21 protein-coding genes and 1 pseudogene are annotated in these 20,204 nt (G+C 62.6%); 12 read left to right on the plus strand and 10 right to left on the minus strand.

Annotation, left to right across the window (positions count from 1 at the left end):
- Positions 1 to 204 precede the first annotated feature (204 nt).
- Positions 205 to 714, minus strand: coding sequence for a DUF1269 domain-containing protein (locus H1204_RS32230; RefSeq protein ID WP_180734586.1), 510 nt, complete (start codon positions 712 to 714; stop codon positions 205 to 207).
- Between the two features lie 127 nt (positions 715 to 841).
- Positions 842 to 1,093, minus strand: coding sequence for a hypothetical protein (locus H1204_RS32235; RefSeq protein WP_054932030.1), 252 nt, complete (start codon positions 1,091 to 1,093; stop codon positions 842 to 844).
- A 228-nt stretch (positions 1,094 to 1,321) separates the two neighbouring features.
- Here H1204_RS32235 and H1204_RS32240 point away from each other — a divergent pair, with 228 nt between their 5' ends.
- The 6 genes from H1204_RS32240 (at position 1,322) to H1204_RS32265 (ending at position 7,582) form a co-directional block, all read left to right on the plus strand.
- On the plus strand, positions 1,322 to 1,807 hold the full coding sequence (locus tag H1204_RS32240; RefSeq protein ID WP_180734587.1) for an adenosine-specific kinase: 486 nt from the start codon (positions 1,322 to 1,324) through the stop codon (positions 1,805 to 1,807).
- A gap of 5 nt (positions 1,808 to 1,812) precedes the next feature.
- Positions 1,813 to 2,730 (plus strand): DUF4922 domain-containing protein, encoded by a 918-nt coding sequence (locus tag H1204_RS32245; RefSeq protein ID WP_180734588.1) that lies wholly within the window; start codon positions 1,813 to 1,815, stop codon positions 2,728 to 2,730.
- Positions 2,731 to 2,854: 124 nt separating this feature from the next.
- Entirely contained in the window at positions 2,855 to 3,697 is an 843-nt protein-coding gene (locus tag H1204_RS32250; RefSeq protein ID WP_180734589.1) for a MaoC family dehydratase N-terminal domain-containing protein, read from the plus strand.
- Between the two features lie 32 nt (positions 3,698 to 3,729).
- The gene (locus H1204_RS32255) at positions 3,730 to 4,893 is read left to right on the plus strand and encodes an acyl-CoA dehydrogenase family protein (protein WP_180734590.1); all 1,164 of its coding nucleotides are present in this window, start codon (positions 3,730 to 3,732) and stop codon (positions 4,891 to 4,893) included.
- 14 nt (positions 4,894 to 4,907) lie between these two features.
- Positions 4,908 to 6,086, plus strand: coding sequence for a CaiB/BaiF CoA-transferase family protein (locus tag H1204_RS32260; protein ID WP_180734591.1), 1,179 nt, complete (start codon positions 4,908 to 4,910; stop codon positions 6,084 to 6,086).
- Between the two features lie 101 nt (positions 6,087 to 6,187).
- Positions 6,188 to 7,582, plus strand: coding sequence for an MFS transporter (locus H1204_RS32265; RefSeq protein ID WP_180734592.1), 1,395 nt, complete (start codon positions 6,188 to 6,190; stop codon positions 7,580 to 7,582).
- A gap of 13 nt (positions 7,583 to 7,595) precedes the next feature.
- On the opposite strand, the gene H1204_RS32270 is transcribed toward H1204_RS32265, so the two are convergent.
- From H1204_RS32270 to H1204_RS32285, 4 genes are all read right to left on the minus strand, one after another.
- Positions 7,596 to 8,543 (minus strand): LysR substrate-binding domain-containing protein, encoded by a 948-nt coding sequence (locus tag H1204_RS32270; protein WP_180734593.1) that lies wholly within the window; start codon positions 8,541 to 8,543, stop codon positions 7,596 to 7,598.
- 141 nt (positions 8,544 to 8,684) lie between these two features.
- Entirely contained in the window at positions 8,685 to 9,503 is an 819-nt protein-coding gene (locus tag H1204_RS32275; protein ID WP_180734594.1) for a CoA ester lyase, read from the minus strand.
- Between the two features lie 24 nt (positions 9,504 to 9,527).
- Positions 9,528 to 10,460 carry an electron transfer flavoprotein subunit alpha/FixB family protein gene (locus tag H1204_RS32280; RefSeq protein ID WP_180734595.1) on the minus strand — a complete coding sequence of 311 codons (933 nt, stop codon included), beginning with the start codon at positions 10,458 to 10,460 and terminating at the stop codon, positions 9,528 to 9,530.
- A 15-nt stretch (positions 10,461 to 10,475) separates the two neighbouring features.
- Positions 10,476 to 11,225, minus strand: coding sequence for an electron transfer flavoprotein subunit beta/FixA family protein (locus tag H1204_RS32285; RefSeq protein ID WP_180734596.1), 750 nt, complete (start codon positions 11,223 to 11,225; stop codon positions 10,476 to 10,478).
- Positions 11,226 to 11,498: 273 nt separating this feature from the next.
- Between H1204_RS32285 and H1204_RS32290 the strand changes: the two genes are divergently transcribed.
- Positions 11,499 to 12,092 carry an ABC transporter substrate-binding protein gene (locus H1204_RS32290; protein ID WP_243468980.1) on the plus strand — a complete coding sequence of 198 codons (594 nt, stop codon included), beginning with the start codon at positions 11,499 to 11,501 and terminating at the stop codon, positions 12,090 to 12,092.
- Between the two features lie 113 nt (positions 12,093 to 12,205).
- Here H1204_RS32290 and H1204_RS32295 read toward each other — a convergent pair whose 3' ends face one another.
- On the minus strand, positions 12,206 to 12,889 hold the full coding sequence (locus H1204_RS32295) for a haloacid dehalogenase type II (protein ID WP_180734598.1): 684 nt from the start codon (positions 12,887 to 12,889) through the stop codon (positions 12,206 to 12,208).
- Positions 12,890 to 12,943: 54 nt separating this feature from the next.
- Positions 12,944 to 13,576 carry a CGNR zinc finger domain-containing protein gene (locus H1204_RS32300; protein WP_180734599.1) on the minus strand — a complete coding sequence of 211 codons (633 nt, stop codon included), beginning with the start codon at positions 13,574 to 13,576 and terminating at the stop codon, positions 12,944 to 12,946.
- A gap of 194 nt (positions 13,577 to 13,770) precedes the next feature.
- Here H1204_RS32300 and H1204_RS32305 point away from each other — a divergent pair, with 194 nt between their 5' ends.
- From H1204_RS32305 to H1204_RS32315, 3 genes and pseudogenes are all read left to right on the plus strand, one after another.
- A complete protein-coding gene (locus H1204_RS32305; protein WP_180734600.1) occupies positions 13,771 to 14,625 on the plus strand; it encodes an alpha/beta hydrolase in 855 nt (284 codons plus the stop codon).
- 94 nt (positions 14,626 to 14,719) lie between these two features.
- Positions 14,720 to 15,691, plus strand: a complete 972-nt coding sequence (locus tag H1204_RS32310; RefSeq protein ID WP_180734601.1) for a zinc-binding alcohol dehydrogenase family protein — start codon at positions 14,720 to 14,722, stop codon at positions 15,689 to 15,691.
- Between the two features lie 33 nt (positions 15,692 to 15,724).
- A pseudogene (locus H1204_RS32315) lies at positions 15,725 to 16,494 on the plus strand (SDR family oxidoreductase).
- Positions 16,495 to 16,536: 42 nt separating this feature from the next.
- Here the strand turns inward: H1204_RS32315 and H1204_RS32320 are convergent.
- Positions 16,537 to 17,328, minus strand: coding sequence for a DUF2182 domain-containing protein (locus H1204_RS32320; RefSeq protein WP_180734602.1), 792 nt, complete (start codon positions 17,326 to 17,328; stop codon positions 16,537 to 16,539).
- 29 nt (positions 17,329 to 17,357) lie between these two features.
- Positions 17,358 to 18,122, minus strand: a complete 765-nt coding sequence (locus tag H1204_RS32325) for a DUF899 domain-containing protein (RefSeq protein ID WP_180734603.1) — start codon at positions 18,120 to 18,122, stop codon at positions 17,358 to 17,360.
- Positions 18,123 to 18,230: 108 nt separating this feature from the next.
- Here H1204_RS32325 and H1204_RS32330 point away from each other — a divergent pair, with 108 nt between their 5' ends.
- Positions 18,231 to 19,451: a helix-turn-helix domain-containing protein gene (locus H1204_RS32330; RefSeq protein WP_180734604.1), complete on the plus strand. Its 1,221-nt coding sequence runs from the start codon at positions 18,231 to 18,233 to the stop codon at positions 19,449 to 19,451.
- 38 nt (positions 19,452 to 19,489) lie between these two features.
- Positions 19,490 to 20,158, plus strand: coding sequence for a PQQ-binding-like beta-propeller repeat protein (locus H1204_RS32335; RefSeq protein WP_180734605.1), 669 nt, complete (start codon positions 19,490 to 19,492; stop codon positions 20,156 to 20,158).
- Positions 20,159 to 20,204: the final 46 nt, after the last annotated feature.

A 20,204-nucleotide genomic window follows, 5' to 3' on the forward strand; every position in this document is an offset into this window, starting at 1 on the left:
GAAAGCGCCTTGGGCGTGGTTCGCGTGAATCGGACAGCGCGGCGGGGCCGGCTCGACGATGTTCCGTGTGAGACGGCTGGATGCCGTCACGACGCATCTATGGAGCCGGCTATTGGATCATTCCCCGCGCGCAAGGCATTCGATTGTCAACCATTTGCACTGCGTTGTCGAATCGCTGCCGGCGCGCGAAAGGCCTGCCAGGTGCTACGGAAAGATCGGCGAGGCGGGCTCCGCACCTTCGAGATCGGCTCGCGGGACATGCTGCTTGATCAATTGCTCGATCTCATGTTCACGCGATGCGGGCACGTCGGCCATGATTAGCAACTGGCCATCGCGTATCGCATCGCGAAAACGTTCTAGCTGCGTATTCGGCTCGTTGACGCCGATCATCGTGGCTGTCCACGCGCCGAAACCGGCGCCCGCTACTGTCAGCATGACGACCGCGCCGCCCGCGATAGCCAGTTCGGCGGGCGGATAGACAAGCGCCACGAGGCCAAGCAGCGCGCCCGTCACGCCGCCGAGCGCGACACCGCGTTCCAGCGAATGCACGACGTCGCTGCTTTGCAGCAAAGAGGCTTGTGGCAATTCTTCGAGGGTGACGCTGTGATTCGCGAGCACATGGATGTGCCGCCAGGTGATTCTCGCGCGCAGCAGGTCGTCGACGATCGCTTTCGCTGTCAGCGTGTCGGGGGCAATGAAATAAAGGCGTCTCATATCGGCTCTCCGTCAATTCGCGGCATCCACAACGGGATGCAACGGGGCGATGCCTCTAATCGTACGCCTGAATGGGCTGTTCAGCGGGCCGCAATCACATGCCATTCAGCATGCTGCAATGCGGCACCTAGCCATGTCCCGTCACGAACTTCTTCGTTGCGTGATAACCGTGCTTTGTCGCGTCGGCAACGGCATGGCCTGCCGCTTTCGCGCCGTGTCCGACGGCATGCACTCCGTCGCGAACGGCGTGCCCGGTCTCCCGGCCAGCCGTCTTGGCGTCGGTCTTGAACTGGTGAGCGCCGCTCGCGAGGCTCGCGTGCGCCAGCGGGCTGACCACGGCAAGCATGGCCACGATGATTGAAATTCTGGGCGTTTTCATGTCCCTGATTTTCCCACATTGGCTGGGTGCGTACCCGAGCCAGCCCAGTAAGCATCGTGTGGAATGTGTATCGCGATGTTTCCGCCTCCGTTTTCGATCAATCAGACAATCGCCTTACATCGCGCCCGCTTTCCCTCGTGCGCGCTTGCGTCTAGGCTAGAACAAGCTCGACACGCATCTGACACGCATCTCCCACCAGCGTTCTGCCGCAACGGAGCGAGGCCCGCCATGCAATTGTCCGCCGTCACCGTCGTCAAGCCCGAAACGACCAACTTCATTCTCGGGCAATCCCATTTCATCAAAACCGTCGAGGATATCCACGAAACGCTCGTCGGCGCGGTGCCCGGCATCAAGTTCGGACTCGCATTCTGCGAAGCGTCCGGCAAGCGGCTCGTGCGGCGCTCCGGCACCGACGATGCGCTCGTCGAGATGGCCAGCCAGAACGCGCTGAACGTCGCGGCGGGCCACAGCTTCTTCGTGTTTCTCGGCGACGGCTTTTTCCCCGTCAACGTGCTCAATGCATTGAAGGGCGTCCCCGAGGTGTGCCGCATCTTCTGCGCAACGGCGAATCCCGTCGAGGTGCTGGTGGCGGAAACGGATCAGGGCCGGGGCATCGTCGGCGTGATAGACGGGTTTGCGCCGCTCGGCGTCGAAGGCGCGGAAGACGTGAAATGGCGCAAGGATCTGCTGCGCACGATCGGCTATAAACTTTGACCCGAATGGACCATCGACGTCTTGCGCCAGGCACGCTGTGGCCCGCCATCGAGCGGCAGACAGGACACGCGCTGCGCTGCGGCGCGCTGCAACCTATCGATACCGTTCAGGCCGTCATCGAAAGCGGCGTTGTCCGGTTCGTCGTGCGGCAGGTGTCGAGCCTCACGCGCAAGGAGCAGCAGCGCCGGCAAGCGCGCAAGCTGCAGACAGAGAAGCGTCCCGTTGCGAATCCGTTCCTTCCATACGATCCCGACCTGTTCGTCGCCGATATCTCCGATACGCATCTGGCCTTGCTCAACAAGTTCAACGTCATCGATCATCATCTGCTGATCGTCACACGCGATTTTCAGCGGCAGGAAGCGCTGCTCGATCTCGCGGACTTCGAAGCGCTGATGGCCTGCATGGCGGAATTCGATGGCATCGGCTTTTACAATGGCGGCCCCGAGGCGGGTGCCAGTCAGCCGCACAAGCATCTTCAGATCGTGCCGCTGCCGCTCGGCGATTCGGGGCCTGCCGTGCCTGTCGAGCCGATGCTAGCGGAAGCCGTCTCCAATGGGCCAGCGATGCGCGTGCCGGACCTGCCGTTTCGTCACGCATTCGCGCGTGTCGCGCTGGATCAGGCGACGCCCGCCGATGCCGCAAAGACGGCACTTGGCTGCTACCACGCGCTGCTCGAAGCGGCCGGCGTCGGCGCCACCGAGACCGACGGCGTTCCATGTCAATCGTCGCCGTACAACCTGCTCGTCACGCGCCAATGGATGCTGCTCGTTCCCAGATCGGCGGAACACGTCGAGAGCGTGTCGGTGAACGCGCTGGGGTTCGCCGGTTCGCTGTTCGTGCGTGACGCGGCACACCTGGCGTTGATCGAGCGGCTCGGCCCGATGACCGTGCTGCAACGTGCCGCCCTGCCCTGGCCGCAATAGGATCGCCCTATGACCGGCACATGAAACTGGTATTTCCGCCGTATTCGGGCTTCGCCTAATCTCTGCGTATCGGGAACAAACCCGAGAACAAACGCGCTGGCGGCTGCCGGCGACGGAGACAGGCATGACCGAACAGTCCGCTGCATCCGATGCGCAAACCGTAATCGCCGCCGACATCGTCGTGCCCACATCGGCCGTCGCGCTGGGCGCCACGCTCGACTACGATGCGCCGCCGCTTCCCGGCGACGCCCTTCCGCTTCTCTGGCACTGGATCTTCTTCCGCCCGACCATCGCGCAGGCGCAGATCGGCGAAGACGGTCATCCGCGTAAAGGCGGCTTTCTTCCCGACCTCGGCTTGCCGCGCCGCATGTGGGCAGGCGGCCGCCTGCGCTTTCACGCGCCCGTAACGGTCGGCAGCGCAATCACGCGCGAATCGTCGATCCTGAACGTCAGCGAGAAGCAAGGCCGCACCGGTAAGCTCGGCTTCGTCACCGTGAACCACCGCATCTATTGCGAAGGCACGTTCGCCATCGACGAAGAACAGGACATCGTCTACCGCGAACCGGCCGCGCCTGGCGCGCCCGCTCCCGCGCCGACCGCCGCGCCCGATGCCGCGCAATGGCACCGGCAGATCGTCCCCGATGAAGTGCTGATGTTCCGCTACTCGGCACTGACCTTCAACGGCCATCGCATCCATTACGACATGCCGTACGCGACGCAGGTAGAAGGCTATCCGAATCTCGTCGTGCATGGACCGCTGATCGCCACGCTGCTGATGGATCTGCTGCGCAGGCAGTGCCCTGACGCGAAGGTGCTCGAATTTTCTTACAAGGCGATGCGTCCGAGCTTCATGGGCAACGCCCTGCATCTGTGCGGCCAGCCGTCGGCGGACGGCAAGACGGTCGAACTCTGGTCGAAGGACCACGAAGGCTGGCTGACCATGTCGGCGCGCGCGACGCTCGCCTGATTCCGCAATCCGCAACTGCATACGACTTGACCATGATCCATACCGTCACCGATCCGTTTCAGGACATCCGCGAAGCCGTTCGCGACCTCTGCCAGCAATTCCCGGCTGAGTACTTTCGCAAGGTCGATGAAGAACGCGGCTATCCCGAAGCCTTCGTCGACGCGCTGACCAAAGCAGGCTGGCTCGCCGCATTGATCCCGCAAGAATATGGCGGCTCGGGTCTGGGGCTGACGGAAGCGTCCGTCATCATGGAAGAGATCAACCGCTCGGGCGGCAACTCGGGCGCGTGCCACGGGCAGATGTACAACATGGGCACGCTGCTGCGCCACGGCTCGGCGGAACAGAAACGCTTGTACTTGCCAAAGATCGCGAGCGGCGAACTGCGCCTGCAATCGATGGGCGTCACCGAGCCGACCACGGGCACCGACACGACCAAAATCAAGACCACGGCCGTGCGCAAGGGCGACCGCTACGTCGTCAATGGGCAGAAGGTGTGGATCTCGCGCGTCCAGCATTCCGACCTGATGATCCTGCTCGCCCGCACCACGCCGCTTGCGGACGTGACGAAGAAAAGCGAAGGCATGTCGATCTTCATCGTCGATCTGCGCGAGGCGATCGGCCACGGCATGACGGTTCGTCCAATTCCGAACATGGTCAATCACGAGACCAATGAACTGTTCTTTGACAACCTGGAAATCCCCGCCGAAAACCTGATCGGCGAAGAAGGCATGGGCTTCAAGTACATCCTCGATGGACTGAACGCCGAGCGCACGCTGATCGCGGCCGAATGCATCGGCGACGGCTACTGGTTCATCGACAAGGTCTCGCAGTACGTGAAGGACCGCGTCGTGTTCGGCCGTCCGATCGGCCAGAACCAGGGTGTGCAGTTCCCGATTGCGCGTTCATACATCAACGTCGAAGCAGCGAACCTGATGCGCTTCGAGGCCGCGCGCCGCTTCGACGCGCACGAACCGTGCGGCGCGCAAGCCAACATGGCCAAGCTGCTCGCCGCCGATGCTTCCTGGGAAGCGGCCAACGCCTGCCTGCAGTTTCATGGCGGCTTCGGCTTTGCCGCTGAATACGACGTCGAGCGCAAGTTCCGCGAGACGCGTCTCTATCAGGTCGCGCCCATCTCGACGAACCTGATCCTGTCGTACGTCGCCGAGCATATCCTCGGTCTGCCGCGTTCCTTCTGAGAGCGAGCCCGATCATGCGTCCGCTCCAAGGCATCAAGGTCGTCACATTCGAACACGCGATCGCCGCGCCCTTCTGCACCCGTCAGCTCGCCGATCTCGGCGCGCGTGTCATCAAGATCGAACGGCCAGGCGCGGGCGATTTCGCACGCGGCTACGACGAGCGTGTGTCGGGCCTCGCGTCGCATTTCGTGTGGACGAACCGCTCGAAGGAAAGCATTACGCTCGATGTCAAGCAGCCGCAAGCACTCGACATCGTGCACAAGCTGCTCGCCGATGCCGACGTATTCGTGCAGAACCTCGCGCCCGGCGCGACGCAGCGCCTCGGCTTCGACTACGCGACGCTGAGCGCGAAGTATCCGAGGCTGATTGTCTGCGATATATCGGGTTATGGACTGGATGGTCCCTTTCGTGACAAGAAAGCCTATGACCTGCTGATTCAGAGCGAATCGGGCTTTCTGAGCATCACGGGTTCAGAAGGCGAGCCCGCGAAAGCAGGCTGCTCGATCGCGGATATCGCGGCGGGTATGTATGGCTACACGAACATCCTCGCCGCGCTGCTCGAACGCGCGCAGACGGGTCGCGGCAAACACATCGACGTATCGATGCTCGAAAGCATGGTCGAGTGGATGAGCTACCCGCTCTACTACTCGATCGATGGACAGACGCCGCCGCGTCAGGCAGGCGCATCTCACGCGACCATTTTTCCGTACGGTCCGTTCGTCGCCGGCGACGGCAAGACGGTGATGCTCGGCCTGCAAAACGAGCGCGAATGGAAGAACTTCTGCGAGACCGTGATCGAGCGCCCCGAACTGCTCACCGACGAACGCTTCGCGTCGAACAGCGGCCGTGCGAAGCATCGCGAGGAACTCACGCGCGTTATCGTCGATGCGTTTTCTGCGTGGACGGCGGCGCAAGTGATCGAACGTCTGGAGAAGGCCAGCATCGCGAACGCGCGGATGAACGACATGCACGATGTCTGGAACCACGAACAGTTGCAGGCCCGCCAACGCTGGACGCATGTGCAGACGGCTGCGGGCGAGATCCCCGCGCTCTATCCGCCCGGCATGGCCGCCAAAGACGAGCCTCGCATGGACGCCGTTCCCGCGCTCGGCGCGCATACGGACGCGATCTTGCGTGAACTGGGTTTCAGCGCAGCGGAGGTGGACGCGCTGCGCGCGTCGCATGCCGTGTAGCCATTCGACGACCACACATCCGGGCAATCACTTCAAAACAATCGCGCCCGTCTCGCCCTTCTTCTGCATGTGGCGAGGCAACCCAACCAGGAGACACAACCATGTCCGTCAACGCCGCCGGTCGGCTCGACCGTCTGCCCATTTGCAGTTTCCACTGGAAGATACTCGGCCTGATTGCCGGTGGCGCGTTTCTCGACGCGTTCGACATCTATCTCGCCAACGGCGCCGTCGCGGCGATGGTCAAGCAAGGCTTCACCGATCTCCGGCATGGCGCGATGTTCGTCTCGGCGACCTTCGTCGGCATGATGATCGGCGCGTATGCGGCGGGCCATATCGGCGACCGGCTCGGACGACGCTACTCGTATCAGCTGAATCTCGGTATCTTCGGGCTGGCTTCGATTGCCGCGTGCTTCGCGCCGAACATCGAATGGCTGATCGTGCTGCGCTTCATCATGGGCGTGGGACTCGGCGCCGAACTGGTGGTCGCGGCGGGCACGCTGGCCGAGTTCGTGCCGCCCGCGACGCGCGGCAAGTGGGTATCGCTGCTTGCGATCATCATCAACAGCGGACTGTTCGCCGCGCTCGCGGCGGGCTACTGGATCATCCCGAACCTTGGCTGGCGCTATATGTTCGCGATTGCGGGTATCGGCGCGCTGATCGTGTGGTTTCTGCGTCACCGGATGCCCGAATCGCCGCGCTGGCTCGAATCGACGGGGCACCTCGACGAAGCGGAAGCGACGCTCGCCGCGATCGAGCGCGAAGTCGAAGCGCGCGTCGGCACGCTGCCGCCCGTGCAGCGCGTGGTGAACCTCAACGTCGGCGCGGTGCCGCTGAGCGCGCTGTTCGCGCCGGGCATGCGCGGGCGCACCTGCGTTGCCGCGCTCACCGCGATTGCCGTCAACATCGGGCTGTATGGTTTCATCGCGTGGCTGCCGACCTTCTTCGTCAGTGAAGGTCTGTCGATCGTCAAGTCGCTCGGCTTCGTGATGCTGATGTCGATCGGTTCGCCCGTCGGCGGCCTGGTCGGCTATCTGATCGCGGACCGGATCGGCCGCGCGAAAGGCATCGTGCTCGCCGCGCTGGTCAGCATCGTGCTGGGGTGGATCTACGTGACGTTGCGCGAGCCTGCGCAGATCATCGTCGTCGGCTTCTGTCTCGTCACGACGATCTATACGATCACCACGCTCGGGCTGTTCGGCTACATTCCCGAACTGTTCCCGACGGAAGTGCGCCTGCGCGGCACGGGCGTTGCGGGAACATGCGGACGTGCCGCGTCGATTGCGACGCCGTATCTGGCGCTGCTGCTGTATCAGCGTGTCGGTGTATCGGGCGTCATTGCGATGGTGAGCGTGATCTTTGCCGTGCTGTGCGTCGCAATCTGCATTCTTCGCGTCGAGACGAGCCGGCATGCGCTCGAAGATGTCGCGCCGGGAACCAGCGACGCCACCTCTGCCGCCGATACCCGCGACTCCGCGCATGCGGCGGAACACGCTTGAGCGCAGATCGAACTCAGCCGGGCGTGCCCTGCTTGCGCAGCGTCACGCCCTGCCATGTTTCGCATTCGACCTGCTCGGCAATCAGCTCGATGAGCGTTTCCCGCACGGCCACCGTCGCCGAATGCATCGGCACGCCATTCGGCCAGCAGATGCTGGCAGGACGGCGAATGACGGGATCGACGATCTTGCGCATCTTCGGCATGCGCGTTTGATCGAGTTGCGCGAGCGCGGACGACGGCAGAATCGTGCACGCACGGCCCGAATGTGCGATCAGCAGCATCGACGGCAACGAATCGATATCGGCGATGATATTCAACTCGACCTTCTCGCTAGAAAAGGTCCGTTCGATCAAAAGCCGCAAGCCATTCGACACACCCGGCGCCACCAGCTTGACGCCAGCGAGCTTCGCGAGCGGACAAGTCGTAGAACGCGGCGAGACCGTGCCGCCTGGTTCGCCGAGTAGATAGAGCGTTTCGTCGAGCACGGGTAACGCGGAAATGCCGGGCGTGTCGGACTCGCGAAACAGGATCGCAAGGTCCAGTCTGCCGTTCGCGAGCAACTCGTTGAGATAGCCGCTCATGCTCTCGAAGAACTGCAGACGGATACCTGGATAGCGATCCTGAATCCGCTCGAAGAGCGGCACGGCGAGCACCGATGCCATCGTGGTCGGCAGACCGACTGCCACTGTGCCCGACTCGCTGCCCGCGCCTTTCGTCACTTCCTGCTTGAGCTGTTCCATCTGCCGCAGCACGAGCCGCGCATGCCGATAGAGCGCATCGCCTTCGGCCGTCGGCGTGACGCCATGATTGCTGCGCAATAGCAGCGACACGCCAAGTTCCTCTTCGAGTCGCGCCATCTGCTGACTCAGTGAAGGTTGCGCGACAAAGAGCTTTTCCGCCGCTTTGCCAAGACTGCCGTAATCGACGATGCTGACAAAGTAGCGGAGCTGGCGGACGTCCATGAGCGGTTGAAGGTGTGGGCAGTTGTGCGATGAGCGCCGTTCGGTTTGTCGATACGTGTTGGGGCGCTTGGGCTGGGAGCCCATTTTATACTGCCGCTTGCTCGATGGACGTGGGATGCGCGCTCTATACGTGCGGAGCGTTCAGGCGCGGCTTGCGTCGAGAATGCCTTGTGCGCGAAGAATCACGGGCCGGTCGACCATTTTCCCATCCACCGCCACCGCTGCGCCGCTCCCGCGATCGAACGCGTCGAGCACTTTCTTCGCCCACGCTATCTCCGCCTCGCTGGGCGCGAAGCAATCGTTGATCGTCGAAACCTGTTTGGGATGTATGCAGAGCTTGCCCGCGAATCCCCAGCGCTTTGCTTTTGTGGTTTCGGCTTCGAGTGTTTGCGCATCGTCGATGGCGGGCGTCACGCCGTCGATGGGCGGCCGTATCTCCGCGACGCGCGAAATCATCACGAGCTTCGCGCGAAACGTATCCAGTTCCTCGCCATCGGATGCCATGCCCATGTCGGCGCAAAAGTCGAGCGTGCCGAACATCAGCTGATGAACGAAAGGCGCCTTCGCGACTTCGAGCGCGTTCCACATACCCTTCGCGCTTTCGATCAATGGAAAGACGGGCATCGTGCTTCGGGTCCGCGAAACGAGCGTGGTGACATCAGCTGCGCGTTCCGCTTTCGGCAAGACGATACCCGCGACGCCGCGTAGCTTGCCGAGCGCGGCGTCCTTCTCGAACCACGGCGTGCCGACTGCGTTCACGCGGATCAACACCGGGCGTTCTGGCGAGAGCCACTCGGCTACGGCCTCTCTCGCACGGTCCTTGTCGCCGGGTGCGACGGCATCTTCCAGATCGACGATGACGGCGTCCGCGCCGCTGCTCAAAGCCTTCTCGAAGCGTTCCGGACGCGTGCCCGGAACGAACAGAAACGAGCGATGCTGGCGATTAACAGGCTGCGACATCTCGACTCCCGACAAATGTGTTCGTCACAGTGCGCCCGTCAGTTCCGGCACGACGGTGAACAGATCGCCGACGAGGCCATAATCCGCGACGCTGAAAATCGGCGCTTCTTCGTCCTTGTTGATTGCGACGATGATCTTCGAGTCCTTCATGCCAGCCAGATGCTGGATCGCGCCGGAGATGCCGACTGCGATGTACAGTTGCGGCGCGACGATCTTGCCGGTTTGACCGACCTGGTAGTCGTTGGGCACGTAGCCAGCGTCGACGGCTGCGCGCGATGCGCCCAACGCGGCCTGTAGTGTGTCTGCCAACGGCTCCAGCACTTTCGTGTAGTTCTCGCCGCTGCCCAGACCACGACCGCCCGAAACAATGATCTTCGCGCTCGTTAGTTCCGGACGATCCAGCTTCGTGACTTCGCGGCTCACAAACTGCGAGATGCCTGCGTCTGCCGCTGCGTCGATCTTCTCGATGGATGCACTGCCGCCTTCCGCTGCAACGGGCTCGAAGCCTGTTGCGCGCACCGTGATGACCTTGATCGGGTCTTGAGATTGAACCGTAGCGATTGCGTTGCCAGCATAGATCGGGCGCTCGAATGTATCGGCGCTGACCACGGCGGTGATGTCGCTGATCTGCGCGACGTCGAGCTTTGCCGCGATGCGCGGCGCGATGTTCTTGCCGTAAGCCGTCGCCGGCGCGAGGATGTGCGAGTAATCCTTCGCGATATTCAGCACCGTCGCCTCGACGTTTTCCGCGAGACCAGCCGCCAGTTGCGGCGCATCGGCGACCAGCACCTTCGCCACGCCCGCCACCTTCGCAGCCGCATCCGCTGCGCCTTGTGCGTTGTGACCCGCAACCAGCACATGAAGGTCGCCACCGATCTTCTGCGCGGCAGCAACCGTATTGAGCGTCGCTGCCTTCAGCGCCGCGTTGTCGTGTTCAGCAATCACCAGAATCGTCATGTTCTTTTCCGTGCTTCAGAGAACTTTGGCTTCGGTCTTGAGCTTCTCGACCAGCGTCTTTACGTCGGCCACCTTCACGCCAGCCGAGCGCTTCGGCGGCTCGCTGACTTTCAGCGTCTTCAGACGCGGCGTGACATCGACGCCCAGGTCTTCAGGCGTCACGATTTCGAGCGGCTTCTTCTTTGCCTTCATGATGTTCGGCAGCGTCACATAACGCGGCTCATTGAGGCGCAGATCGGTCGTGATCACAGCCGGAAGCGTCAGCGACAACGTTTCCGCGCCGCCATCCACTTCACGCGACACCGTCGCCTTGCCGTCCGCCACGACAACTTTCGATGCAAACGTCGCTTGCGGCAGATTAGACAGTGCAGCGAGCATTTGCCCCGTCTGGTTAGAATCGTCGTCGATGGCCTGCTTGCCGAGAATCACGAGCGAAGGCTGTTCCTTGTCAACCAGCGCCTTGAGTAACTTCGCAACCGCCAGCGGTTGAAGTTCCTCATTCGACTCGATCAACACAGCGCGATCCGCGCCGATCGCCAGTGCCGTACGCAGCGTTTCCTGACACTGCGCGACACCGCAAGAAACGGCAATCACCTCGCTGACAACACCCGCCTCCTTCAACCGCACCGCTTCTTCAACAGCGATTTCATCGAACGGATTCATCGACATCTTTACATTCGCAATATCGACGCCCGTGTTATCCGACTTCACGCGGACCTTCACGTTGTAGTCAACCACTCTTTTGACAGGGACCAGCACTTTCATGGTCGTCTCCACCTTTATAGAAGAATCACGAGCCTGAGCTTCGTTGGCAGCCTCTATTTGAAAGCCTGCCCTGCGTCAACGCAAATACCAGATTGCTCTGCCCGCCATAGGTTTCGGCGATGACGGGCACCCTCGCTGCCGATTTTTTGCAACCCACCTACAATAGCTGTGGTCACGGCGAAGCCCCTCGCCGGTGTTGTTAGACAACGCATTTACATCATGAACATTGCCCACATCAGATCGCGATTTTTCGTTGCCGTCCTGTTCTTCACGATGCTTGCCTTCGGCAACACGGTATCGGCGCAGACCGTCGATAGCTCCGATCCGCAGATTCTGGTCAAATCGGTGACGCAGCAGGTCCTCGACGAAGTCCACAGGCAGGCGATCGACCCCTCGGATATCCCACGCATCATGGACATCGTGAACCGGGACATCCTGCCTTATATCGACTTCGAACATACGACGCAGCTTGCGTTGGCCCGCTACTGGCGAACGGCCACCCCCGCGCAACAGCAGCAACTCGTGCAACAGTTCAAGATGCTGCTGATCCACTTGTATTCAGGCGCGCTCGCGCAGCTCAAGCCGGATCAGAAGATCGAATATCCGCCGATGCGCGTCGCGCCGACGGACACCGACGCCGTCGTGCGCACGATCGCTTCCACCAATGCGCAGCCCGTCGAGATCGATTACCGCTTGCGCAAGACGCCGCAAGGCTGGCGCGTATACGACCTCAACGTGATGGGCGCATGGCTCGTGCAGACGTATCGGCAGCAGTTCGGCGAGACGATCCAGCAAAGCGGCATCGATGGGCTGCTGCGGTTTTTGACGGACCGCAATCAGCAGCTTGCGTCGGGCAAGCCGCAGTGAGCGGCGTTATCTGAAGCGGCGAATCGAGGGTGGGTATAGCGCCCGCGCGCGCATCGTGACGCTGGAAACACAGCACGACGCGCGCGTGGCAGACAGACGCCAATCGCGCGCTTTCAGGCAGCCGCCGAAGCGAACAACGTCACGAGACGATCCAGACCGTTCACCTCCCAGTCCGGCCGCTGTCCCATTTCCTCGAACGTCTTGCCGCCGCGGTTGATCCAGCAGGTCGGAAAACCGAAGTAGCGCGCACCTGTCGCATCCCACGCGTTCGACGACACGAACAGGATTTCCCTCCGGCCGACGCCAAACGTCTGTTCCGCCAGTTCGTAAGCGCGATTGTCCGGCTTGTAGACGCGCACGGGATCGACGCTCAGCAGATGGTCGAAGCTGTTCCGAAGCCCTGCGTTAGTCACGACGGCATCGATCGAATGCGGCGAGCCGTTCGACAGGATCGCGAGCTTCAGTCCGCGATCCCGCAGCGCGCGCAGCGCATCCGGCACTTCCGGATACGCTTGCAGACGCAGATACGCGTCCGACAGCGAGCGGCATGCGCGCTCGTCGAGTTCAAGCCCAAGATGCCGGATCGTGAAGCGCAACGCTTCTTCCGTCACGTGCTCGAACGGGATATAGCGGTTCATCAGGCTGCGCAGCCAGGTGTATTCGAGTTGCTTCTGCCGCCACACGTTGCTGATTTCCTGGCCGCGTCCAGGGAACTGCGCGTCGCACTGGACGGCAACCGAATGCACGTCGAACAGCGTGCCGTACAGGTCGAATGCAATGGCCTTGATGTGGTTCATACCGCGTTCTCCTCCAGAAAAATGTGAAGCGCTGCCGCGTGCGTGTCTCGCGGTTTAGTCCCGATTCTCCTCCTTGAGCCGCGCCCGATGCGCGGCCACTTTCGCCCGATTGCCGCAGACGGCCATGCTGCACCACCTGCGCGCATGGCCTCGCGTGTGATCGGCGAACAGCAGCGTGCACGTCGGCCCTTCGCACGCCTTCACCTGCGTGAAATCCTCTTCGCAGACGAGTTTCGCCAGCGCCTCGGCGATCGGCATCAGCAGCGACTCCGCCGACTGCCAGCGCCGCACCGTGTGAAACGAAAACGCGGTCGGCGCGTCCGGACTGTTCGCGACGATCTCGCCATGCTGTTCGTCGCGCGCGAGTAACGCGTTCAAGGGTTCGAGTTCGCGCAGATCGGTTGCCGCGAGCGCATGCCCTTTCCTCTTTTTCACGTACCCCCGAAACCACTCGCGCAGTTCGCGCGCCTTCGCCGCGACCTCATCGAGTTCGGCGGGCGTCGTGCGCGAACGGATCGCCGCGAGCGCATCGGGCGGCACCATGCCGGCCTGGTCGAGCCAGCCGAGCAGCCCTTCGCCGTCGCTGATCCAGTCGACGGGCACGTCGACGGGCGTCGCAATCGAATTCAGGAAATCGAGCCCCGGCGCGTCGGCCAAAAACATGGCCGGTATCTGGCGGTAGTCCATTGCTATGACGAATGTAAGGTGACGATGACTCCATCGTAACCACTAAAAAAGCACTTGACAAGTTACATTGTCAATTCGTAACCTATAAAACATGCGCTGAACGGTTACACAGAATTGCGCGATTCTGAAGCAAGGCGCGGCACAAGTCGCGTTGACTGAGTCGAGTGAAATTTATCTTTACGGAGAGAAACGCCATGTCCACGATTGCCCATCGCCGCGCCGACGTTGACGGTTTCAACGTGTTCTATCGGGAAGCGGGCCGCGCCGGCGCGCCGAAGCTGCTACTGCTGCACGGCTTTCCGAGTTCCAGCCACATGTTCCGCGACCTGATTCCGCTGCTCGCCGACCGGTTTCATATCGTCGCGCCGGATTTGCCGGGCTTCGGCCAGTCGGACATGCCGGAGCGCGACCAATTCGCCTACACGTTCGATAACCTCGCCAATGTGATCGACCGGTTCACGGAAGTGATCGGCTTCGAGCGCTACGCTGTCTACGTTTTCGATTACGGCGCGCCGACGGGCTTCCGGCTCGCGCTGAAGCACCCCGAGCGCATCACGGCGATCATTTCGCAGAACGGCAACGCGTATGTGGAAGGACTGAGCGAAGGCTGGAATCCTATTCAGGCGTACTGGAAGGAGCCGACGCAAGCGAACCGCGACGCGCTGCGAGCCATGCTGACCCGCGACACGACGATCTGGCAATACACGCACGGCGTGAGCGACGCGACGCAGGTTTCGCCCGACGGCTATTCGCTCGACGACTACTACATGAACCGTCGCGGCGCGCACGAGATCCAGCTTGACCTGTTCGGCGACTATCAAAGCAACGTCGCGCTGTACCCGGCGTTCCAGCAGTACTTCCGCACGCACCAGCCGCCGTTTCTCGCGGTGTGGGGCAAGAACGATCCGTTCTTCCTGCCGCCCGGCGCCGAAGCGTTCAAGCGCGATCTGCCGAATGCGGACGTGCGTTTCTTCGATACGGGCCACTTCGCGCTCGAAACACACGCGGCTGACATCGCCGCCGCCATTACCGGCTTTCTGACTCGCTGAAACCAGAAATGACAGGCGAACGGCTCGTTCGCCTGCTCGTTCACCTGATTACACACTGCGTCGACCGACGCGCCATCCCCCTAGGAGAATCCTCATGCGTGCAATCGTGCTCGAAAAGTTCGGTGGTATCGACAGCCTCGTCTATACGGAAATGCCGGAACCGGAACCGCTGGAAGGTCACGTGGTCATCGAAATCAAGGCGTTCGGCATCAATCACGCCGAAATGCATATGCGGCGCGGCGAATGGGCCGAAGCCGCGAAGGTGAGCGGAATCGAATGCGTGGGCATCGTGAAGTCGTGTCCGGGCGGCGAGTTTCCCGTCGGCGCGAAGGTCGCTGCGCTGATGGGCGGCCTCGGTCGCACGATCAACGGCAGCTACGCGGAGTACACGCGGGCACCCGTTTCGAACGTCGCGCTGATCGAATCCGATCTGCCGTGGGCAGAACTCGCGGCAATTCCCGAAACCTACGCGACGGCGTGGACATGCCTGTTCCGCAACCTCGAACTCAAGGCCGGGCAAACCGTTGTGATTCGCGGCGCGACGTCGTCGTTCGGACAGGCCGCTGTGAATCTCGCCGTGAATGCGGGTGCGAAGGTGATCGCGACGACGCGCAGTCAGGCGCGCTTCGACATGCTCAAAGCACTCGGTGCCGAGCGCGTCGAACTGGAAGGTCCCGATCTGTCGAAGCGCATCGCAGAAGCGAAGCAGATCGACGCGGTGCTCGATCTGGTCGGCAACAGTGTGATTCTCGATTCGCTCCAGATGCTGCGCCGTGGCGGTCGCGCGTGTCTCGCTGGCTGGCTTGGCGGTCTTGCGCCGATCGCGGATTTCAATCCGTTGCTGCAAATGACGAGCGGCGTGTACCTGACGTTCTTCGGCAGCTTCGTGTTCGGTACGCCGGGTTTCCCGCTTTCCGATGTGCCGCTGCAAGCCATCGCCGCCGATGTCGCTGCCGGCCGACTCAAGGCGAAGCCGTCGCGCGTGTTCTCGTTCGATCAGATCCACGAAGCGCACCGCGTGATGGAAGCGAATGAAGCGGGCGGCAAGATGGTCGTCGTCCACTAAAACCTGTTGACGCATCCAACCAGGAGAAACGACATGTCAAGCAAAGTAGCGATCGTCACGGGCGCTAGCCAAGGCATCGGCCGTTCGACGGCAATCAGACTGGCGAAGGACTTCGGTGCGCTCGTGCTGGTCGCGCGCAATCGCGAGAATCTGGACGAAACGGCGCAGGCCGTGATCGATGCGGGCGCGAAGGCGCTCGCTATTGACATCGACCTGTCGCTGCCGAGTGCCGCGCAGGAAGTCGTCGATCAGGCGCTGGCGTCGTTTGGCCGGATCGACGCGTTGCTTAACATTGCGGGCGCGGTGCCGCAAATCGACGTGTTCGATATGACCGACGAACAGTGGGAGCACGGCCTTGCATTGAAGCTGCACGGCGCGCGGCGTCTGACGATTGCAGCGTGGCCCGCGTTGAAGGCGACGTCGGGTCGGTCGTGCTGATGTCGGGTAACTCCGCGCTGTTTCCGAAGGCGCCGTATGCGGCCGTCGGCACGATCAACGCGGCGATCGTCGCGTTGGCGAAGGCATTCTCGGATCGCGGCATCGAAGACGGCGTGCAGGTCAACAGCGTGTTGCCTGGCCCGGTGATGACGGGGCGTCGCCAGTCGTATCTGGAGCATTGGGCGCCGCTGCACAACATGACTGTCGAAGAAGCGACGGCGAAGTTTCCAAAGGAAGCAGGCATTGCGCGGTACGGCGAGCCCGAGGAAATCGCCGAGTTGATGGCGTTTATCGTATCGCCCGGCGCGCACTGGATGACGGGATCGTCGTTGCGCATGGATGGCGGAGAAGTGAAATCGATTTGAGGTCGCGGCCGGCAGGCGGTGGATTCGCATGCCGGCCTTTCGTCAAGATGCTTGCAAGAGCAGCCATAAGCCTCTAACCACAACGGCGACGCCAATCGCTTGCGCAATACGCTCGGGATATGGCGCGAGACGTTCAGCCGTGATCGCCAGCGTTACGAATGCCATTGCGCGCAGATCCATCATGCCGTTGACGAGAAGCACCGACGTTAGTCCCGCGCAGCACAAGATGCAATGCACGCCGAGACGCATGCCTTGCTTCCATGCTTCGCTTGCGCTGCGCGTCGCCGTCAGCATCCGGCTGCACGCCAGATAACGCGACTTCCATGCGCTGAACTGCGCGATGCCTGCGAGCAGCACGACACAGCCCGCCGCGACGGGCATCGCGCGAGCCAGCGACGGCACGCGCAACGCAAGCGTCATCAATGCGACGCCCAGCACAAACACGACCACGCCGAGAAGAGCCCACACGAAGAAGTAGCCGACACCCGCCAGCGCAGTCATCCAACGCACACGCATCACGCCCGTTCTGCCGATGGCTTCGTGATAGCGCCACAGCACGGGCGCGAGCGACGGCAGCATCATCGCGATCATCATCACGATCCACATGCCGATGAACGTCGCCGCGACGCGTGGCCATTTCTGCCCGCACATCGGCGCCCATGTCATCGACAGCGACCAGCCGCCCGGCATCGGCAGTCCGCTCATCGACGACATCGACATGCCCGCGATGACTGTCAGCGCAGCCGAAGCCACGAAGACCAGCGCCACAACACCGAAGAACGCGCGCCGCGACGCACGCGGATTCGCCACAGCATTCAAGGTGTCCGTTTGCATGAAAACGCCAGCGAAATCCACGATCCACCTCAACGCCGTTCGTACTCGTCGTGACGCCGCCACCAGATGCCCTTCTCGTTGCGCCCTTTCGGCGCACGGTCGAGCCACTGGTACATGCCCCACAGTCCATCCACACCGCGCGCGTACGTCGAATACGCGTGATACACGACGCCGTCCTCGTATACGAAGGTGCTGATGCCCGGCCTGTCGCGCGAATAGGCGGGCGCATCGGTGCCGCAACTGGCCGCGAACCGGACGACAGGTTCCGGCGCGGGCGTCATGTCCATTGCATGCCCCGCGCGCTCGAAGTTGTATTCGATATCGCCCGCGCGTTGCTGCGCTTCCGTGAACGACACGCTGAAATCGAAGTTGAAATCGCTACCGTCCGCCGATGCCCACGGAAACTTCCACCCCATCCGCGCCTTGTAAGCCTGCAACTTCGCGAGCGGCGCGCGGGACACGGCCATCAGCGTCACATCGTGATTCGCGAGATGCACGGCGACGCCATCGAAGCCATCCGCGATCGCCGAGCACGACGGGCAACCCGCCGTGTAGTCGGGACCGAACATGAAGTGATAGACGATCAGTTGCGAGCGTCCTCTGAAAAGATCCGTCAGCGTCGCGCTACCCTCGTCCGTTTCGAAACGGTACGGCTTGTCGATCTTCACCCACGGCAGCGCCTCACGCTGCCGCGCAAGTTCGTCGCTGCGCCGCGTCAACGCCTTCTCCGCTTCCAGCAGTTCGAGGCGTGCTTTTAGCCATGCGTCGCGTGTGGCGACCGTATGCTTGCTCATCGTTCGTCCCTCCGTTGAATGTCCAATGCGTGCCGTCGATGAAACGTGTCGTGCTAGATTAGTGCGGGACATTCAATGAACGGGAGTGACAAGTGTGGCGTGATTCAGATGGACGCAACCCTCGCAGCCGCCGCGCGCTCGCTCGCCGCGGGTAATCCCCTCGGCGCGCTGAACCGCGTCGCGTTGCGCGACGACGCGCCCGCGCTCGCGCTGCGCGGCATCGCGATGGCGCAACTCGGCGACCTCGCGCGCGCGAAGGCGCTGATTCGCAGCGCGGCGCGCGCGTTCGGTCCGAGGGAAGCCGTTGCCCGCGCGCGATGCATCGTCGCCGAAGCGGAGATTGCGCTTGCGTCGCGCGATCTCGGCTGGCCCGCGAAATCGCTCGAAGCCGCACGCCGGACGCTCGAAGCGCATGACGACCGCCAGAACGCCGCACACGCGCGCAATCTTCAGGTGCGCCGTCTGCTGCTGATCGGGCATCTCGACGAGGCCGAACGTCTGCTCGACGGTCTCGATGCCGCGCCCTTTCCGCCTGCATCGAGCGCCGCGCACGAGCTGATCGTCGCGGGTATCGCAATGCGGCGCCTGCGCACGAAGATCGCTCGCGCGGCGCTGGCGAAAGCGGAACGCGCCGCGCGCCATGCCGGCATTCCTGGTCTCGCAGCGGAAGTGGAAAACGCAGCGCGCCTGCTCGATACACCCGCTGCGCGTCTGATCGCAGGCGGCGACGAACGGCTTCTGCTGCTCGAAGATGTCGAAGCGTTGATGGCATCGAAAGCGCTCGTCATCGACGCTTGCCGTTACGCCGTGCGCGACGGGGACCACGTCGTGCCGCTCGCGACGCGCCCCGTGCTGTTCACGCTTGTGCGAATGCTCGCCGAAGCCTGGCCCAACGACGTGCCGCGCGACACGCTGATCGAGCGCGCATTCCGCATGAAGCACGCGGACGAAACGCATCGCGCGCGCCTGCGTGTCGAGATCGGACGGCTGCGCACGATGCTCGGCGCGCTCGCCGATATCGATGCCACGAAGCGCGGCTTCGCACTGACGCCGCGCCGCGCATCCGAAGTGGTCGTGCTGGCGCGGCCCGTCGACGAAGAACACGCGTCGTTACTGGCGTTGCTCGCGGACGGCGAATCGTGGTCGAGTTCCGCGCTCGCGCTTGCACTCGGCGCGAGCCAGCGAACCGTGCAGCGCGCGCTCGATACCCTCGCGTCGGCGGGCAAGGTGCAGTCGTTCGGCCAGGGCCGCGCGCGCCGCTGGATGATGCCGCCCATGCCGGGTTTCGCGACAGTCTTGTTACTCCCCGCTGCGCTGCCAATCGATTAGCATGTAAGGCTCGACACTTCACCGACGAGGACGCAAGCATGAAACGCTCACCTGCTGAAATCGTACGTGAATATGGACCTTTTCCGGACATCGACAACGTGCATGGCGTCACCTACGACGGCCAGCATGTGTGGTTCGCTTCGGGCGAAGCGGTCAACGCGCTCGATCCATCGAGCGGAGAAACGGTGCGTTCGATCGAGATTCCCGCAACGGCAGGCACGGCGTTCGACGGACAGCACCTGTACCAGATCGCCGGCGACCAGATTCGCAAGGTCGATCCGAAGACGGGCGGCGTGCTTGCGACGATTCCCGCGCCTGCAGGCAGCAATTCGGGGCTCGCGTGGGCGGAAGGCGCGCTGTGGGTCGGGCAGTATCAGGAACGCAAGATCCATCAACTCGATCCGCAGACAGGCGCGATACTTCGCACGATCGAATCGAACCGGTTCGTCACGGGCGTGACATGGGTGGACGGCGAGTTGTGGCACGGTACGTGGGAAGGCGACCAGAGCGATTTGCGACACGTCGATCCGCGCACGGGTGAAGTGCTGGAGACGCTCGACATGCCGGAAGGGGTCCGTGTGTCGGGCGTCGAATCGGATGGTGCTGAACGGTTCTTCTGCGGCGGTGGCAACAGCGGAACACTGCGTGCTGTGCGCAGGCCGAAACGCAGCGACGCGCAAGCACCCGTTGACGCGACGAGTGATTGACACAGTTTCCAGGAAAGCCTGCGTCGCATAGCGCTATACTTTCGCG

Origin of the sequence: Paraburkholderia sp. PGU19 (assembly GCF_013426915.1) — a bacterium.
Lineage (GTDB): Bacteria > Pseudomonadota > Gammaproteobacteria > Burkholderiales > Burkholderiaceae > Paraburkholderia.

Excerpts from the sequence above, each read along its gene's own strand:
- H1204_RS32330 (WP_180734604.1), top strand. The coding sequence starts at position 18,231 with ATGGACGCAACCCTCGCAGCCGCCGCGCGCTCGCTCGCCGCGGGTAAT.
- H1204_RS32245 (WP_180734588.1), top strand. The coding sequence starts at position 1,813 with ATGGACCATCGACGTCTTGCGCCAGGCACGCTGTGGCCCGCCATCGAG.
- H1204_RS32335 (WP_180734605.1), top strand. The coding sequence starts at position 19,490 with ATGAAACGCTCACCTGCTGAAATCGTACGTGAATATGGACCTTTTCCG.
- H1204_RS32265 (WP_180734592.1), top strand. The coding sequence starts at position 6,188 with ATGTCCGTCAACGCCGCCGGTCGGCTCGACCGTCTGCCCATTTGCAGT.
- H1204_RS32305 (WP_180734600.1), top strand. The coding sequence starts at position 13,771 with ATGTCCACGATTGCCCATCGCCGCGCCGACGTTGACGGTTTCAACGTG.
- H1204_RS32235 (WP_054932030.1), bottom strand. The coding sequence starts at position 1,093 with ATGAAAACGCCCAGAATTTCAATCATCGTGGCCATGCTTGCCGTGGTC.
- H1204_RS32270 (WP_180734593.1), bottom strand. The coding sequence starts at position 8,543 with ATGGACGTCCGCCAGCTCCGCTACTTTGTCAGCATCGTCGATTACGGC.
- H1204_RS32295 (WP_180734598.1), bottom strand. The coding sequence starts at position 12,889 with ATGAACCACATCAAGGCCATTGCATTCGACCTGTACGGCACGCTGTTC.
- H1204_RS32275 (WP_180734594.1), bottom strand. The coding sequence starts at position 9,503 with ATGTCGCAGCCTGTTAATCGCCAGCATCGCTCGTTTCTGTTCGTTCCG.
- H1204_RS32300 (WP_180734599.1), bottom strand. The coding sequence starts at position 13,576 with ATGGACTACCGCCAGATACCGGCCATGTTTTTGGCCGACGCGCCGGGG.
- H1204_RS32285 (WP_180734596.1), bottom strand. The coding sequence starts at position 11,225 with ATGAAAGTGCTGGTCCCTGTCAAAAGAGTGGTTGACTACAACGTGAAG.
- H1204_RS32290 (WP_243468980.1), top strand. The coding sequence starts at position 11,499 with ATGCTTGCCTTCGGCAACACGGTATCGGCGCAGACCGTCGATAGCTCC.
- H1204_RS32325 (WP_180734603.1), bottom strand. The coding sequence starts at position 18,122 with ATGAGCAAGCATACGGTCGCCACACGCGACGCATGGCTAAAAGCACGC.
- H1204_RS32250 (WP_180734589.1), top strand. The coding sequence starts at position 2,855 with ATGACCGAACAGTCCGCTGCATCCGATGCGCAAACCGTAATCGCCGCC.
- H1204_RS32230 (WP_180734586.1), bottom strand. The coding sequence starts at position 714 with ATGAGACGCCTTTATTTCATTGCCCCCGACACGCTGACAGCGAAAGCG.
- H1204_RS32320 (WP_180734602.1), bottom strand. The coding sequence starts at position 17,328 with ATGCAAACGGACACCTTGAATGCTGTGGCGAATCCGCGTGCGTCGCGG.
- H1204_RS32280 (WP_180734595.1), bottom strand. The coding sequence starts at position 10,460 with ATGACGATTCTGGTGATTGCTGAACACGACAACGCGGCGCTGAAGGCA.
- H1204_RS32240 (WP_180734587.1), top strand. The coding sequence starts at position 1,322 with ATGCAATTGTCCGCCGTCACCGTCGTCAAGCCCGAAACGACCAACTTC.
- H1204_RS32255 (WP_180734590.1), top strand. The coding sequence starts at position 3,730 with ATGATCCATACCGTCACCGATCCGTTTCAGGACATCCGCGAAGCCGTT.
- H1204_RS32260 (WP_180734591.1), top strand. The coding sequence starts at position 4,908 with ATGCGTCCGCTCCAAGGCATCAAGGTCGTCACATTCGAACACGCGATC.
- H1204_RS32310 (WP_180734601.1), top strand. The coding sequence starts at position 14,720 with ATGCGTGCAATCGTGCTCGAAAAGTTCGGTGGTATCGACAGCCTCGTC.